This is a genomic window from Cupriavidus sp. 2TAF22 (genome assembly GCF_052115045.1).
In the GTDB taxonomy this organism is placed as follows: Bacteria; Pseudomonadota; Gammaproteobacteria; order Burkholderiales; family Burkholderiaceae; genus Cupriavidus.
On sequence record NZ_JBFRFX010000006.1, the window covers coordinates 255401 to 271339 of the forward strand.

The 15939-nt window shown below is 64.9% G+C and carries 15 protein-coding genes; 8 read left to right on the forward strand and 7 right to left on the reverse strand.

Going from position 1 to position 15939, the window contains the following annotated elements; all coding sequences use genetic code 11:
- Positions 1-57 precede the first annotated feature (57 nt).
- Together AB4Z48_RS10220 and AB4Z48_RS10225 are read right to left on the reverse strand one after the other, a co-directional pair.
- Positions 58-549 carry a flavodoxin family protein gene (locus tag AB4Z48_RS10220; protein ID WP_441613804.1) on the reverse strand — a complete coding sequence of 164 codons (492 nt, stop codon included), beginning with the start codon at positions 547-549 and terminating at the stop codon, positions 58-60.
- 174 nt (positions 550-723) lie between these two features.
- Positions 724-1653, reverse strand: a complete 930-nt coding sequence (locus AB4Z48_RS10225; RefSeq protein ID WP_441613805.1) for a LysR substrate-binding domain-containing protein — start codon at positions 1651-1653, stop codon at positions 724-726.
- 112 nt (positions 1654-1765) lie between these two features.
- On the opposite strand from AB4Z48_RS10225, the gene AB4Z48_RS10230 reads away from it, so the two are divergent.
- Positions 1766-2932: a mandelate racemase/muconate lactonizing enzyme family protein gene (locus AB4Z48_RS10230; protein WP_441613806.1), complete on the forward strand. Its 1167-nt coding sequence runs from the start codon at positions 1766-1768 to the stop codon at positions 2930-2932.
- Positions 2933-2972: 40 nt separating this feature from the next.
- Positions 2973-3965, forward strand: coding sequence for a tripartite tricarboxylate transporter substrate-binding protein (locus AB4Z48_RS10235; RefSeq protein WP_441613807.1), 993 nt, complete (start codon positions 2973-2975; stop codon positions 3963-3965).
- Positions 3966-4085: 120 nt separating this feature from the next.
- Here AB4Z48_RS10235 and AB4Z48_RS10240 read toward each other — a convergent pair whose 3' ends face one another.
- The gene (locus tag AB4Z48_RS10240) at positions 4086-4823 is read right to left on the reverse strand and encodes a hypothetical protein (protein ID WP_441613808.1); all 738 of its coding nucleotides are present in this window, start codon (positions 4821-4823) and stop codon (positions 4086-4088) included.
- Between the two features lie 38 nt (positions 4824-4861).
- A complete protein-coding gene (locus tag AB4Z48_RS10245; RefSeq protein ID WP_441613809.1) occupies positions 4862-5467 on the reverse strand; it encodes a J domain-containing protein in 606 nt (201 codons plus the stop codon).
- 387 nt (positions 5468-5854) lie between these two features.
- On the opposite strand from AB4Z48_RS10245, the gene AB4Z48_RS10250 reads away from it, so the two are divergent.
- The 3 genes from AB4Z48_RS10250 to AB4Z48_RS10260 all read left to right on the forward strand — a co-directional run bounded on the left by AB4Z48_RS10250 (position 5855) and on the right by AB4Z48_RS10260 (position 9671).
- The gene (locus AB4Z48_RS10250) at positions 5855-6904 is read left to right on the forward strand and encodes a patatin-like phospholipase family protein (protein ID WP_441613810.1); all 1050 of its coding nucleotides are present in this window, start codon (positions 5855-5857) and stop codon (positions 6902-6904) included.
- Between the two features lie 607 nt (positions 6905-7511).
- Complete coding sequence (locus tag AB4Z48_RS10255; RefSeq protein ID WP_441613811.1) at positions 7512-8615, forward strand: mandelate racemase/muconate lactonizing enzyme family protein; 1104 nt, start codon at positions 7512-7514, stop codon at positions 8613-8615.
- Positions 8616-8729: 114 nt separating this feature from the next.
- Positions 8730-9671, forward strand: coding sequence for an AEC family transporter (locus tag AB4Z48_RS10260; RefSeq protein WP_441613812.1), 942 nt, complete (start codon positions 8730-8732; stop codon positions 9669-9671).
- Between the two features lie 359 nt (positions 9672-10030).
- On the opposite strand, the gene AB4Z48_RS10265 is transcribed toward AB4Z48_RS10260, so the two are convergent.
- The gene (locus AB4Z48_RS10265) at positions 10031-10471 is read right to left on the reverse strand and encodes a hypothetical protein (RefSeq protein WP_441613813.1); all 441 of its coding nucleotides are present in this window, start codon (positions 10469-10471) and stop codon (positions 10031-10033) included.
- A 391-nt stretch (positions 10472-10862) separates the two neighbouring features.
- On the opposite strand from AB4Z48_RS10265, the gene AB4Z48_RS10270 reads away from it, so the two are divergent.
- Both AB4Z48_RS10270 and AB4Z48_RS10275 read left to right on the forward strand, forming a co-directional pair.
- Positions 10863-11840 carry an NAD(P)H-dependent flavin oxidoreductase gene (locus AB4Z48_RS10270; protein WP_441613814.1) on the forward strand — a complete coding sequence of 326 codons (978 nt, stop codon included), beginning with the start codon at positions 10863-10865 and terminating at the stop codon, positions 11838-11840.
- A 59-nt stretch (positions 11841-11899) separates the two neighbouring features.
- Positions 11900-12301 carry a YbaN family protein gene (locus AB4Z48_RS10275; protein WP_441613815.1) on the forward strand — a complete coding sequence of 134 codons (402 nt, stop codon included), beginning with the start codon at positions 11900-11902 and terminating at the stop codon, positions 12299-12301.
- A 10-nt stretch (positions 12302-12311) separates the two neighbouring features.
- Here AB4Z48_RS10275 and AB4Z48_RS10280 read toward each other — a convergent pair whose 3' ends face one another.
- A complete protein-coding gene (locus AB4Z48_RS10280) occupies positions 12312-13745 on the reverse strand; it encodes an amino acid permease (protein ID WP_441613816.1) in 1434 nt (477 codons plus the stop codon).
- Positions 13746-13860: 115 nt separating this feature from the next.
- Positions 13861-14925 (reverse strand): porin, encoded by a 1065-nt coding sequence (locus AB4Z48_RS10285; RefSeq protein WP_441613817.1) that lies wholly within the window; start codon positions 14923-14925, stop codon positions 13861-13863.
- A gap of 218 nt (positions 14926-15143) precedes the next feature.
- Between AB4Z48_RS10285 and AB4Z48_RS10290 the strand changes: the two genes are divergently transcribed.
- A complete protein-coding gene (locus AB4Z48_RS10290; protein ID WP_441613818.1) occupies positions 15144-15617 on the forward strand; it encodes an Lrp/AsnC family transcriptional regulator in 474 nt (157 codons plus the stop codon).
- The last annotated feature ends 322 nt before the right edge of the window (positions 15618-15939 follow it).

Sequence of the window (15939 nt, forward strand, 5' to 3'; positions counted from 1 at the left end):
GATTTGCCGCGCCATCCCGACGATATGCGCGGGCTTGCGCGATCGTCCGCGGCCACGTCAGAACACGCCCAGCGCGATGCCGGCCGCTAGTCCCGCGCCGAGCTCGGCACAGCGCGCGAGATCATCGGCGCTTATTTCCTTGCGCGCCAGAATGCGTTCAGGCGTCTGTGCATGGGTGCAGACGATCAGGCCTGGCGCCACGCAGTTAAGCCGCCATCCGGTGGCGATGCGTTCGAGCTGACGCAGTGCGTTCTGCCCGTCGCTGCCGGCGCAGATCATGGCCGCGTACGGGCGGCCGTTTACCTGGTCAAGCGCCGCGTAGTAGCAGCGATCGAAGAAGTCCTTCATCAGCCCGGACATCGAAGCCAGGTTTTCCGGCGTCGCGAACAGGTAGCCGTCGGCCGCCAGCACATCGTCCGGGCCGGTCTCGGACGCACGCTGCAGCCTGACCGCGACGCCCGACTGGGTGCGCGCCGCGCCGGCTGCCGCCTCGGCCATCTGCTGTGTTCCCCCGGTCATCGTGTGGTAGATGATCAGCAACGTCTTCATTCATGCTCCGCCATATGCAGGTCCGCGGGTCCGCGGGTCCGCAGGTCCGCAGGTCCGCAGGTCCGGTCAGCCAGGAATCGCCCAACCTGTCCGGGTTCTCGCAAAGGTAGCCCTCGATTCCCGTCGACGTCAACTTCGGCAAGCGAGCAGGCGCTTGCGGGCCGCATGGCAGGGCTACCCGCCTTTCTTGCGTGATTCGCTTGCCATCGCGGGCTTTTGAAACTGCGCCACCAGGAAGTCGATGAACGTCCTTGCACGGGCGGTCTGATTTCGACGTTGAGGGTAGTAGACAAAGAGATCGGCCGACGGCAGCGCGAAATCGGGCAATACCACCCTCAACCTTCCGCTTTCCAGATACTTCGCCAGATCCCACTCGGACCGTATCAGGATTCCATGGCCATCGAGCGCCCAGCCGAGCACGATATCGCCGTCATTGCTGGATAGCGCGCCGTCAACTTTCACCACTTCACTCTGCCGCTTGTGCAGAAACCGCCAGACGCCGTGGGCGCCGTCGTTCTGCCTGTGGATGATGCAGCGGTGGCTTGCCAGTTCGGCGAGCGTCGTCGGCGTCCCGAACCTGTCGAGATAGACCGGTGACGCGCAAAGAAACCGGCGGTTCGACATGATGCGCCTGGCGTTCAAGCGATTGTCGGGCAAGGCCCCGAACCGGATCGCGAGATCGAACCCGCTCTCGACCAGGTCCACGGGCCTGTCAGTGACCTCCAACTGCACTTCGACGTTGGGATAGCGCCTGGCGAAATCGGAGACGAGCGGCGCAATGGTGGTGCGACCGAAGCCCAGCGTGGCGTTGACACGCAGGAGACCGCGAGGCTCGGCTCCGCTGCTCGATACGGCATCTTCCATTTCACGAAGGTCCGCGAGGATGCGCGTCGCATAGGCGAGGTAGGTTTCGCCTTCGTTGGTCAGGCTGATGCTGCGTGTCGTGCGGTTGACCAGGCGCACGCCCAGCCGGCCCTCCATGAGCGCCAGCCGCTTCGTCGCCGCCGGCGGCGTCAGGTCGAGTTCGCGCGCCGCGGCCGACAGGTTGCCGTGACGCGCCACCAGCACGAAGAACTCCAGTTCGGAGGCGAGGTCAGTTTTCACTCAAAGTGAATAATCAAATTAATTTGATTCAATTTTAGTTCACGCTCCAGCCACTAAGCTACCGATTCCCACACCCCACGCACCGTAGCGCCAGCGCGCCAGGAGACACAGCATGAGAATCGTCGAAATCCGCGAAAAGACCCTCCCCATCAGCTCGCCCATCCGCAACGCCTATATCGACTTCAGCAAGATGACGCTGAGCCTCGTCGCCGTGATCACCGACGTGATCCGGGACGGCAAGCCCGTGGTTGGCTACGGCTTCAATTCGAACGGCCGCTATGGCCAGGGCAAGCTGATGCGCGAGCGCTTCATCCCGCGCCTGATGGAAGCCGATCCGGAATCACTCATCGACGCCACCGGCGACAACCTGGACCCCCACAAGATCTGGGACACGATGTTCACGAACGAGAAGCCGGGCGGCCACGGAGAGCGTTCCGTGGCGATCGGCACCATCGACATGGCCGTCTGGGATGCCGTGGCAAAGATCGAAGGAAAGCCACTGTTCCAGTTGCTGGCGGATCGCTACGGCAACGGTACGCCCGATCGCAAGGTCTTCGTGTATGCAGCCGGCGGTTACTACTATCCCGGCCAGGACCACGACAAGCTCAAGGACGAAATGCGCAGCTACATCGATCGTGGCTACACGGTCGTCAAGAAGAAGATCGGCGGCGCATCGCTCGACGAGGATCTGCGTCGCATCGATTCGATCCTGAGCGTCCTGCAGGATGGCCAGAAGCTGGCGGTCGACGCCAATGGCCGCTTCGGCCTCGACACCGCGATCGAGTACGCCAAGGCGCTTTCGCAGTACGACCTGTTCTGGTACGAAGAGCCGGGCGACCCGCTAGACTTCGAACTGCAGGCGACCCTGCGCAACTACTACGCCAACCCGATGGCAACCGGCGAGGATCTCTTCTCGATGCAGGACGCCCGCAACCTGATCCGCTACGGCGGCATGCGCCCGGACCGCGACTACCTCCAGTTCGATTGCGCACTGAGCTACGGCCTGGTCGAGTACCTCCGGACCCTCGACATGCTCAAGCAGCATGGCTGGTCGGCCAGCCGCTGCATCCCGCACGGTGGCCATCAGATGTCGCTGAACATCGCCGCCGGCCTGGGCCTCGGCGGCAACGAGAGCTACCCGGACCTGTTCCAGCCGTTCGGCGGCTTTCCCGATGGCGTCAAGGTCGAACAGGGCTATCTCACCATGCCGGACCTGCCAGGCATCGGCTTCGAAGCCAAGTCCGACCTCTATCGCGTGATGCAGGAACTGTCGGCCTGAGCGGCATAGCCAGGGCAAGAAACATACAACGGAGACAACCATGTCGAACAAGCAAGCGGCTTCCTATGCCGTCACCCTTTGTCTTGCCGGCGGTGCACTTGCCGCCCCGGGTCCCGCGTACGCCGAGTACCCGGCGAAGCCTGTCACACTGGTTGTCCCGTTCGTCGCCGGCGGCCCGAGCGACAAGATCGCTCGCGATGTGGCAGAGGCATTGCGCAAGACCCTGGGGCAGACGGTCCTGGTCGAGAACACAGCCGGCGCGGGGGGAACGATCGGTACAGCGCGCGTTGCGCGCGCCACGCCGGACGGGTACACGCTGCTGGTACATCACATAGGCCTGGCCACGGCGCCGTCGCTTTACAAGAAGCTGGGCTACAAGACGGCCGACCTGGAGTTTCTCGGTCTGATCAACGAGGCGCCCTCGACCCTGATTGGCAGGCCAAACCTGCCGCCGAATGCGCTACCCGATCTCCGCAAGTTCATCGCGGAGAATGGCGCAAAGCTGAACCTCGCCAATGCCGGAGCGGGTTCCGCCTCCCATCTGTGCGGCCTCATGCTGCAAAGCGCGCTCAAGAGCAATATGACCTCTGTGCCTTACAAAGGTACGGCTCCCGCCATGTCCGACATCATGGGCGGCCAGGTCGACCTGATGTGCGAGCAAGCCACGAACAGCACACCCCAGATCGAGGCCAGGAAGGTGAAGGCCTACGGTGTGACCAGCGCACAGCGATCATCTGTGCCCGCGCTGGCAAGCATTCCGACCCTCAGCGAAGGAGGGCTGGCGGGTTTCAACTTCACCGTCTGGCATGGCCTCTACGCACCGCGCGGGACGCCGCCAGCGGTACTGGCAAAGCTCAACACGGCCCTGCGCGCCGCGCTGAAGGACGCGGCGCTCATCAAGCGCGAAGAAGCGCTCGGCGTCACGGTCGTCAGCGACGACCGCCTTTCGCCGGCCGGGCACAAGAAGTTCTTCGACGGCGAGGCCAATCGCTGGTCGAAGATCATCCAGGACGCCGGCATCCAGCCCGAGTGATTCCCCTGTTCGCGCATCCCCGGCACAGGCTGCGCGGGCAGGCCGGTTCCCTTGGGAGAATGTCGCGCCGGCCCGCTCCTTGTCCGCCCTCCGCGACAAAGCGCGGCGTGACCCTGACGATCAGCCGGCCAGGCACCACCGGCCAGAATCCTGGCACACACCGGCCCTTGCACCGTTCAGCCAGACCTGCTCTTCATTCAGTTGCAGCGAGGTCGAGGCAGAGATGTCGAAGTCAACCTCGAGCGCGTGCCCGACACCGGCATCCTCGATGGGAAGCTCCCAGGTCAGGAATAGCTGGACCCAGTCGTGGCCGGGCGGGAAGTCGCCCACGTCGAAGCCGCTGCTGTGGCGTGGAATGACGCCATGGGGCTGGCAAGTATCGAATATCACAACCGTGCCCCGGCTCAGGGGGATGCGCAGTCCCAAAGAGGGGAAATGCAAGTCCAGGCCCTTGTCCTCGCTCAGGAAGAGGTTGCAGAAGGCCGCGCCGCCATATTGCTCGCCGTCATGGTGGTACCTCGCGCCGCGGCAGGCCATGAGGGCGATGTCACTGGCGGCAAGCACCCCGGGTAGTCCGAGCGCGCACGTCCAATCGGACGCCGCCTGCACGCAACGCGTGTAGTCCGGCCAGCGCGCCCGCGCTCGTGCCAGGGGCATGGCTTCGACATCCCCGGGTTCCAGGATCAGGCGTGACGATATCTCCCTTGCCCAATCCGCAAGCAGACGTGCAGGGGGCACGGGGACGTCGACCGTGCCTGACAGCACGATGTCGCTCACGCGCCGGCTGCGGATGGCGTCGCCACTCCAGAAATAGGAAGTGAGGAGGTCCCGTGGCTGATGCTGTTCAGGGCGGCTCATCTGCCAGGACGCTTCGGCATCGACATGCCCCAGCCCGGCTACGAGCGCAGGCCGAACAAGCCGTGCCAGAACGAATCGAAGGTGCCGGGGTGACGCCTGGACCGCGTCGCCTCATCGGCATTTGACGCCGCCGCGCCGGCAGGCGTCGGGGCGGCTTCGCTGTGTGGCGCGTCCGCGGCCGGCGCACCTGCCCGCCGCGACTCCTGCAAGGCCCATACGCTGTCCGCGATGCGTGCCGCCAGCTCCGCCTCGCAGTCACGGCCGAGCAGCACGCCGAAGAGGACTTCGCGGTTGTGTCCGTCGTCGGCAAAGCGCATCGCGATCGCGACCATCTTCTCGTAGTGTTCCTGCGCGACGCGCTGGGCTTCGCGTTGCGCCTCGCACTCCTGTTCTTCCTGCGCCTCGCGTTCAGCCTGCCAGCGCTGCATCTCCTGCTCGAATACCTCGTCGTAGATCCGGCGCTGCTCCGCATCGGAAAGAATGCCGTAGGCATCGCGGATTTCCTGGAACGCCTTGTGCGCCTCCGCCTCGCGGCCAAGATTGCGGTCGGGGTGCCACTTCATCGCGGCGCGGCGGTAGGCACGCTTGATCTCGTCGAGGGTGGCGTCCGATTGCACGCCGAGGGTCGCGTAGAGGGTGGTCATGGGCCTGGGGCGGCTGCTGGGGAGCGTTCATCCTAGCACGGGGTGACCCGCCAGCACGGTCACACCGCGTCGTCGTGGCGCCGTCGCCGACAAGGCACTTATGCGCGCATCGCCGCCACCCGGCACGGCGCACGCCTCGGTGCGGACAGCACGCCATCCATCAACCCGCCGCCCCACCACTCAGGCATCACATCTTTACTACACTTCATGACAGGGGGTGCCGTCCATCGACGCACTGATGAGAGCCTGGTCTGGCGGGCCTCCATCCGCGTTGGTGGCCGCCAGGCGAACGCTTGAATAAGCGCTGGCTACGATACTTTGCGCTACGCCCGCGCAAGCCGATACCTGGCGGGTCTGCTCCAGTCCACGCCACGAAGGAGCCTTGGGATGGCCGGGAGTATCCGTAAGCCGACCGGTAACGGCGAACAAAAGCCAATCGCGCTCGCTTTGCAGGGCGGCGGGATGCATGGTGCGTTCACGTGGGGAGTCCTCGACCGCTTGCTCGAGGATGGGAGATTCACCATCGAAGGCATCAGTGCGACGAGTGCGGGCGCGATGAATGCCACCGTGCTCGCCCACGGCTTGCTGCAGGGCGGGCACGACCGGGCGCGCGAGGCGCTCCACGAATTCTGGCTCGCGATCGCGCAATCGGCAAAGAAGCACAGCCCGTTCCGCTGGATGCCCTGGCTAAAGGGAACCCATAGCTTTGGGCTGAACTACTCGCCCCTTTACGCGATGGCGGACATCGTTCTTCGGATTCTGTCGCCATACCAGTTCAATCCCAGTAACAGCAATCCGCTGCGGGATGTCCTCGAGCAACAGGTCGACTTCGCGGTGCTGCGCAAGCAATGCCCGATACAGCTTTATCTGTGCGCGACCAATGTCGAGACCAGCAGGATACGCATTTTTTCAAGCACGGACATTTGCATCGAGGCCGTGCTGGCTTCGGCCTGTCCGCCCACCCTGTTTCAGGCTGTGCCGATAGACGGCGAGTACTTCTGGGATGGCGGCTATGTCGGCAACCCGGCAATTTTTCCGCTGATCTATCACTGCAATACAAGCGACGTCGTGATTGTCCACATCAATCCGATCGTGCGCCCTGGCGTGCCGACCACCGCCGTCGACATCCTCAATCGCGTCAATGAAGTGAGCTTCAACTCATCGCTCATGCGGGAGATGCGCGCGATTGCCTTCGTGACTTCGCTGATCCAGCAAGGCAAGGTCAATCGAAGCGAGATGAAGGAAATGCTGATCCACTCGATCAGGTCTGACGAGACCATGAGCGCCCTCGGTGCGTCGAGCAAGTACAACGCCGACTGGGACTTCCTTTGCTCCCTGCGCGACAAGGGGAGGACCGAGGCCGAGGCATGGATCAAGGAAAACTACGATCATGTTGGCCAGCGCTCGAGCATCGACATCAAGAAGGAATTTCTTTGAGGATCGCGATCGCGAGCCATGTCCGCTCGGGCATTGGCCCTTCGCGCGCCGATGATCCGGCCACCGCCTCCGTGCGAGCGCCGAGGCCGCCCCCCATTTCTCCCTCCCCGACGCCCCGGCGGATAGGTGCGTCCACACGACCGACCGGCTCCGTGTCGTGCCGCGCCGGCATCCCGCCGTTCTGACAGCAGCACATATCCTGCGCGCCTGCATGCCCTGGCTGCGCCGCGGTGGTGCGCGAGGTGCCAGCGGCGACGCCTGGCGGCACGCCGGGGAGCACCGCCCTGCCCGTGCAGGCAATGGCGATTTCAGGGGCAACCGCCAGGCAGCGCTTTGTCCACTTCGAACCAGCGCGCGGGAAATTGGGAGTCGCGCCGGCTGATGAAGCTGTGCACCTGATTTGTTCCTGCCGCGCAAGACTGATTCGCCTTGGCGGGTATGCGAGTTCGACGGCGATGCGCCTAGATTGGTGCCCAAGGGTAACGAGCAATCCCCGGGCGGCGCCAGGCGGCATCCAGGACGACAGCGGCTCGTTTCACTGGCTGGACTCGCAGAGTCCGCCATCACACGGCGAGCATGCCGGACTGCACACCAGGAAGGAAACATCATGAAGATTGCAAACATCGAGACGATACCCCTGCGCATTCCCTTCACGGCGGGGGGCCGATCAGATGACGCCGTGTGGGGCAAAAGCGGATTGCAGACCGCTGACTCGCTGGTCGTCAAGGTCACGACCGATACGGGCGTGGTCGGCTGGGGCGAGACGTTCGGCTTCATGGCGGTTCCTCCGGCCAAGGTCGTGATCGACACGATTCTCGCGCCCGAAATCATCGGCCGGGATGCCTCGCAGCTCGAGAAGCTGATGCTCGACCTGCAAAAGAAGTTCCATGTATTCGGGCGCAGTGGCGCCTTCATCCACAGCCTTTCCGCCATCGACATCGCGCTGTGGGACATCGCAGGCAAGGTCGCGGGAAAGCCGGTCTACCAATTGCTCGGAGGCAGTAGCGCCACCTCGCTGCGTGCCTATGCCAGCCTGACCCGGTACTCCAACCCGGATCTCGTCAGGGAAAACGTGGCGCGCGCGCTGAACGACGGATTTCGCCATCTCAAGCTGCACGAGATCGATGTCGAGAGCGTCCGCGCGGCGCGCGAGACGGCCGGTGACGACGTCGACATCACGCTCGACGTCAACTGTCCGTGGACGGTCCGCGAAGCGCTCGACATGGCGGAAAAGCTTCGGCCTTTCAACCTGCGATGGCTCGAAGAGCCGGTCTGGCCGCCGGAAAACTATGCCGGGCTCGCGCGCGTCAGGCAGGAGGGCCGCATCCCCGTCGCCGCCGGCGAGAACGCCTCGACGTTGATGGACTTCCAGCATCTGTTCGAAGCCAAGGCTGTCGACTTCATCCAGCCGAGCCCGGCGAAGATGGGTGGCCTGACCGAATTGAAGAAGGTGTACGCCCTGGCCAATGCCAACAATGTCACGGTGATGGTCCACACGTTCTACGATGGTCCCGGCCTGCTCGCCAGTGTGCACGCAAGCGCCGCGCTGGGCGGTCCCGATGCGCTCGTCGAATGGCGCTATTTCGACCTCGAGGCACAGCTCTACGGCGACGCCATCATCCCGAAGAACGGTGCGTTCGCCGTGCCGCAAGGTGCGGGTCTCGGCCTCGAGCCCAGCGCGGAAGTGATCCGCGACTACCGGGTGGCCTGATCAGGCCATGCATGAAGGCACGGCGCGCAAGAGGCGCCGTGCATCAAAGGCGATCGCGTGCCGGGCGAAGGAACAGACCTGACGGTACGGATGCCAAATCCAAGGAGTGTCATCATGCTGGACCGTATCGCAGGGCCCCTGCTGCCGGTTGCGTTTGTCATCGTGCTCGGATTTCTCGCGGGCAAACGCGGCAAGCTCAACCATTCGGATAGTCTCGTCATCAGCCGCCTGGTTCTCAACTGGATCTTCCCCGCCCTGCTGCTGGTCGGCATGGCCGGCACGCCGCGTTCGCAGTTGCTGGATTTCCGGTTCGTCGTCGCAACGTTCATCGGCATCATGGGGATGTACGCCGTGGCGTTCGCGCTCGGCTGGTTTCGCTATCGCGAGCTCAAGGCCGCCACGCTGAAGGGCTTCGTGGTCGGCTACCCGGACGCTGCCTTCATGGGCATCCCGATCCTGCAGGCCATGTTCGGCCCCAGCAGCCTGTATTCCGTGCTGGTGCTCAACCTGGTCGCAAGCCTCGTGATGATTCCGCTGACCACGATGCTGCTCACGGTCGCCAGTGGCAAAGGCAGCGGCGCCAAGGCCTTCGTTGCGAGCGTATCGGGCGCCGTCCGCCGGCCGCTCATGTGGGCGCCCGCCATCGGCATCCTGCTCTCCCTGTTCGCGGTCAAGCTCCCGCCGGTAGCGGCCGAATCGCTCAATCTGCTCGGCAAGGCAACGCCCGGCGTTTCGCTGTTCTGCCTCGGCCTGATCATGTCCTCCGTGCGGCTGAATCTTTCCAGCGAGGTGTGGGTGAACATGGGACTCAAGCTGCTCGTGCACCCGGCCCTGATGATTGGCGCAACCATTCTGCTTTCGGTCAAGGGTCTCTACGCTCAACAGATGATCCTGCTGTGCGCGCTGCCGTCCGCGACGATTCCGGCCATGTTCGCCAACGAAGCCGGCGCCTATCGGAGCGAAGCGGCAACTTCCATCCTCACCAGCACGGTCATGTCTCTCGTGACGTTCTCGATCGCGATCTATCTGATCGACGGCGGTCTTGCGGCAGCCTGAGCGCGGCTCGCCAGCCAGGCCGCTTCCGCGGGTCGGCTGCAAGAGGACACGGGCCAGCGGTTGAAGCCGGCCGATAGCAGCGGCCGGCTCATGGACCTTACAAGAAGGAAAGGCCCCTAAGGGATATGAACTTGCGGGGCCTTTCTTTCGAGGCAGACGCTCGAAAAGGCCGGGATGCGGGTAGTGGGGCGATGCTGTCAGACGGCTGCGATCGGTCCGTACCGGCCGATCGCGCGCTTATGCGGATCGCAACTGAATTACCGCTTTGCCGAGCCCATGGACAAGCGCGACATCATGACGTCTGTTGCGGGCCGCCCCAACAGGCCAGGCCGCCCTCCCCCGAGGGCGTGGCTCGCGACTCAACTCCCGACAGCGTCCACAGCCGTGCGCGGCTTGGCCGCGGCCTTCTGATGCGCGTCCACGTCCAGCTCGCGCTCCGCGGCGTCGCCGGTGGCACCCTTGTAGTAGAGATGCACGCCGATGGCCAGTGAGTCGTGGCGGATTTCCTGGAGTGCCTTCCACGCCTTGGACGGATCGCGGAACACCAGGTAGTGCGCTTCCTGCGAAACCAGGTCCGCGACCTGGTGCAGCCCGTGCCCGTGCAGCGCGCTGACAAGCGCGTCGAGGCTGCGGTGAGTGCGGGCGTCGGTGCGCGGGTAGAGCATGTGCAGCACGGCGACGCGCTGCTCCGCGACCAGCGCCGACAGGGCGACAACGATTTCCTGATGGTTGAGCGCGCTGACGATGTGCTCGGGGTCGCCGACATGCCTTGCGAACAGGGCTTCGAGAATGGAACTCATAATGCACTCCTTTGCTGCTACGGCTGACTGCTGGCTGGGGACGGCGCGCCGACCGGGTCGACGCGGCTGCCTGGCTCCGGCGGCTCTCTTGCCGGAGACGCTGAGCGGAAGCCAGGCGGTTCACGCAATGTACGCCGCCTGGAACCAAGGGAAAACCCTAGATTCGTCAATACACTGTTCTGTAAAGGAAACAATGGCGACGGAACCTGTACGCCTGGATGCAATACACGGGTGCGTGGCGGCACCCATACTGACTTAACGCCCGCCCCCGCTTCGCCGTAGACTTCCTCTAATACCAGCCACGCCGAAAGCACCCCGAACTCCCTATAATCGAACGCTCGTTCATATCCAGGGCGCCCCATGCGGCGCCCGCCGTGGTTCAGGAGACGCCATGCCCGCCGCCAAACAACTGCCCCCGGTTCTGCAGAACCTGTCGCTGCCCGTCATTTCCTCGCCGATGTTCATCGTCAGCTACCCCGAACTGGTGCTGGCGCAGTGCAAGGCGGGCATCGTCGGTTCCTTCCCCGCGCTGAACGCGCGCCCGGCGGAGATGCTGGGCGACTGGCTGACGCAGATGCAGGAGGATCTGGCCAGCTTCCGCGCGGCCAACCCGGGCGCGGCGGTGGGCCCGATCGCGGTGAACCAGATCGTGCATGCGTCCAACGCGCGGCTGGAGCACGACATCAAGGTGTGCGTGGACCACAAGGTGCCCATCTTCATCACGTCGCTGCGCGCGCCGCCCAAGGAAATGATCGACGCGGTGCACAGCTACGGCGGCATCGTGCTGCACGACGTCATCAGCATCCGCCACGCGGAGAAGGCCATCGAGGCCGGCGTGGATGGCCTGATCCTGGTGGCCGCCGGCGCCGGTGGCCACGCGGGCACGCTGTCGCCGTTCGCGCTGGTGGGCGAGGTGCGCAAGATCTTCGACGGCGTGATCGCGCTGTCGGGCTCCATCGCCACCGGCGAATCGGTGCTGGCCGCGCAGGCCATGGGCGCGGACTTCGCGTACGTGGGCACGCGCTTCATCGCCTCGCAGGAAGCGCACGCGAGCGAGACCTACAAGCAATCGATCACCACCTCGGCCGCGGCAGACATCATCTACACCAACCTGTTCACCGGCGTGCACGGCAACTACATCCGCGAAAGCATCCTGGCGTCCGGGCTGGATCCGGAGAACCTGCCGCTGGCGGACAAGAGCAAGATGGACTTTTCCAGCGGCGCTTCGAAGGCGAAGGCCTGGAAGGATGTGTGGGGCGCGGGCCAGGGCGTAGGCCAGATCCACGACATCCCCACCGCCGGCGAAATCGTGGCGCGCATGAAGGCGGAGTACAACGAGGCGCGCGCGCGCCTGGGGCTGGCGGTCTGAATACGGCGCCGCCCGCAAGCGCCAACGCCGGCTCCGCTGCGCGCAGCCGCCGCGAGCGGGTGCTGCGCGCGCTGTTCGTGGCGCTCGGCGCGCTCAGCCTGCTGCTGGGCATCGTCGGGATCTTCCTGCCGGTGTTGCCTACCACGCCGTTCGTGCTGCTGGCCGCGGCGTGCTTCGCGCGCGGCTCGGAACATTTTCATGCGCGGCTGCTGGCGCATCCGCGCCTGGGGCCGCTGGTGCACGACTGGCAGCAGCACCGCAGCGTGCCGCTGCGCGCCAAGTGGCTGGCCATCGGCACCATGTGGCCGTCGCTGGGTGCCACGGCGCGGTTCTTGCGCGAGCGCCCCTTCGTCTCGGTTGCCTTGCTGGCCTGTGCGGCGGCCGTGACCGCGTGGCTGCTGTGGCTGCCGACGCGGCCGCGCGGCGGCTATGCGCAGTCCGCCACGGACGGCGCAGCCTGAGCGCGCCGGCTCAGGCCACCTCCTCGCCCTGCGCCGCCGCCGCGGCTGCCGCACGCGCCTTGAACCAGCCGAAGTAAGCCACCGTCAGCGCCACCAGGAATGGCACGCCGAACACCAGCGTCATGCGGAACGCCTGCGTGAACGCCGTGGTGAGCATGACGGCCAGCATCAGCCCCGCGCCCAGCAGCGTGAGCACCGGAAAGCCCCACATGCGAAAGCGCAGCGGCGCGTCGCCCCGGGCCCGCCACGCGCGGCGGAAGTAGTAGTGGGTGATGAAGATCATCATCCACGTGAACAGCGCGCCGAACATCGACACGGCCATCATGATGGTGAACGAAGCATCCGGATAAACGATGCTCACCAGCGTGGCGATGCCGATGCCGCCGGTGGACAGCAGCAGCGCCGGCAGCGGCACGCCGCGCGCGCTGAGCTGGCCCAGTTGCCGCGGCGCGTAGCCCGCGCGCGCGAGGCTGAACATCATGCGCGTGGTGATGTAGAGCTGGCTGTTCATGGCCGACAGCGCGGCCACCAGCACCACGAAGTTGATCACGCCGGCCGCGCCCGGGATGCGGATGGCTTCCATCACCTTGACGAAGGGGCTCTGGTCATGGCCGGCGGCCGTCCACGGCAGGATGGCCAGCATCAGCGCGAGCGTGAGCAGGTAGAACAGCACCAGCCGCACCATGGTGGAGCGGAACGCGCGCATGACGGCGCGCTCCGGGTCCTGCGCCTCGCCGGCGGCCACGGCGATCATCTCGATGCTCAGGTAACTGAAGATGGAGACGATGACGGCTATCCACGTGCCCCGGATGCCGTTGGGAAAAAAGCCGCCGTGCGCGGTGTAGTGATGGAAGCCGGCCTGCTGCGCGCCGCCGCCGACCAGCGTCGGCGCGCCGAATACCACGTAGGCGCCGAGCAGGATAAAGCCGACGATGGCGGCGATCTTGATGACCGAGAACCAGTACTCGACCGCGCCGAAGATATCGACGCTCAGCGCGTTGACCAGCACCAGCGCGCCCGAGAACGACACAATCCAGAACCACCCCGGCACCGCCGGGAACCAGTACTTCATGTAGAGCGCGGTGGCCGTGACCTCCGCCCCGACCGCCAGCACGATGCAGGCCCAGTAGGCATAGCGCACCAGGAAGCCGGCCAGCGGGCCGATGTAGTGCTCGGCATAGGCGCCGAACGAGCCGGAGGTGGGGTGCGCGACCGTCATCTCGGCCAGGCAGCCCATCAGCAGCAGCGCGATGAACGCGCCGATGGCGTAGCTCACCAGCACGCTCGGGCCGGCAAAGCCGATGGCGAAGCCGCTGCCGAGGAACAGGCCGGTGCCGACCGCGCCGCCGATGGCGATCATGGTCATCTGGCTGGCGCTGAGGCTGCGCCGCAGCCCCTTCTCGCGCTCGACGATCTGCTGGAACTGCTGCGGGGGATTGGTCATGGCTTGTCTCCTTCGGGTGGCCGGCCGCGCCGGCGCGAGGCCTGGCTGTTGCCTCGTCCGGCGCGGGCCGCATGGTCCCCGGAACCGGGGGCTGGGGGATGCGGGACGCCGCGGCTCAGAAGATGTGGCGGATGCCGAGCGCCACGCCGGTCTGGTTGCCGCGCCCGGGCAGCTCGGTGGCGGCGGCGCCGCTGACGACGTTGTGGTCCACCGTGCCGTACAACTGCGTGCGCCGCGACAGCGCGTACTCGGCCAGCATCACGCCCGCGTAGCGCCGGCCACCGTTGCCGGCGATGCCGTTGGCGTTGCGGATGCGGTCGTAGTAGAAGACGGCGGTCAGCGCCAGCGCCGGCATCACCTGACAGGTCAGGCCGGCGTAGACGGTATCGTCCCTGCGCGGGTTGGCCGTGAACGTGCCGTAGCCGACGGTGCGGGAGGCATCGTTGAGCGCCGCATCGAGCGAGCCGGTGGCGTCCCTGCCGCCGAGATAGCCGAGGAAATACTTGCCGGCGCCCGCCGCATAGCGCGCGGCCGCGCCCCACATGCGCTGCGTGTTGCTGGCGGCGTCGCGCGTCTCCTGGTACACGCCGCCCACGCTGACGCTGCCGAAGGTGTAGGCGGCACGCGCGCCCCAGTACGCATTGCGGCCCACGCTGCCGGGCTGCTCGCCGAAGCCGTAGCTCGCGCCCACGTTGAGGCCGCCGAAGCTGCCGTCATAGCTGACGGCGTTGTCGACGCGGCCCACGGTGATGAAGTACGGCCAGTAGTTGGCGGTGTAGTTGGCGATGCCGAGCGGGTCGAAGTCGCCGAACAGGTTGAAGCCCTCGGTGGACTGGCGGCCGAGCCGCAGCGTGCCGAGGCTGCCGGACAGGCCGACGTAGGCGTAGCGGCCGAACAGCCGTCCGTTCTGGTTGGCGCGGCCGGTCTGCGGGTCGAAGCCGTTTTCCAGGCGGAAGATGGCCTTGAGGCCGGCGCCCAGCGTTTCCTCGCCGCGCAGGCCGAAGCGGCTGTTGGTCACAGCGCCGTTGGCCAGCCCGATGTCGTGGTTGTCGGCGGCGTTGGCGTGGGTGGTGAAGCGCACGCTCTGGTCGACGATGCCGTAGAGCGTGGCCGAGCCCTGTGCGCAGGCGCTGCCCATGGCGAGCATGCCCGCCAGCAGCGGGGGGCAGAATATCTTCATCGATGCGTCTCCTCTCTTTTTGTTTTTCCGGCTCCGCGCGCCTCGCGGCGAAAGAGCCTGCCTGATACGTGGCACCGCATGCCAGCCAGTGCTTTTGCGTCCAGGGAGAGGTATATTAACAAACAGATAATTTAATTTTCTTCGAGTTATTACCGAATTAAATCATCTTGCGCTGCATTTATTTCGTACAAGACCGATTTTTCGGTTAAATATCCAGAATGAAACTTGATCTGATCGATGTCCGCATCCTGCGCCACCTGACCCGCGACGGAAAAACCACGAACCAGGAGCTGGCCGAGGCCGTGAACCTGTCCGCCTCGGCATGCTTCCGGCGGGTGAAGCTACTGGAAGAGGCCGGCGTGATTGCCGGCTACCGCTGCGTGCTCGACGCCAAGGCGCTGGGCATGGAATTCGAGGCGCTGGTCCAGGTATCGATGCGCACCGACGTTGAGCGCTGGCACGAAAACTTCGTGCAGGCCCTGAACGGCTGGCCGGAGGTGGTGACCGCGCGGATCGTGTCCGGTCCATCCAACTATGTGCTGACCGTGCGGGCGCGGAACCTTGAGCATTATTCTGAATTTGTTGTCAACCGCTTGCATAAGGCGCCGGGGGTGATGGCGATTAATTCTAATATTGTGTTGGCTACGGTTAAGAGGACGGGGTCGGTTTTGGAGATTTTTGAGATGGGATAAGTCTTAGATTTTTACTCAGAATCTTAACTTCAAAGGCGAAGTCTTAAAGACTAAGTCTCAAAGACTCAAAGACTCAAAGACTCAAAGAGGGCCCGGGCCTTTTTGGTCCTTCAGGCGCATGCAAGTGCGCCTGTCTCTGTGGGCCTAGCGGCGCGGGCTTGGTAGCCCGTTCGGGCACATGTAAGTGTCACTTTTCTTTTCTCGAAAAGAAAAGTAACCAAAAGAAAGCGATTCTTGCAGAAGGCTGGGCGCTCAGACTTCTCGTCTGAGGCTGGTTTCGTGGTGGGCGCGTTGGCTTTGATTGGGCTGCTGACGCTACCGG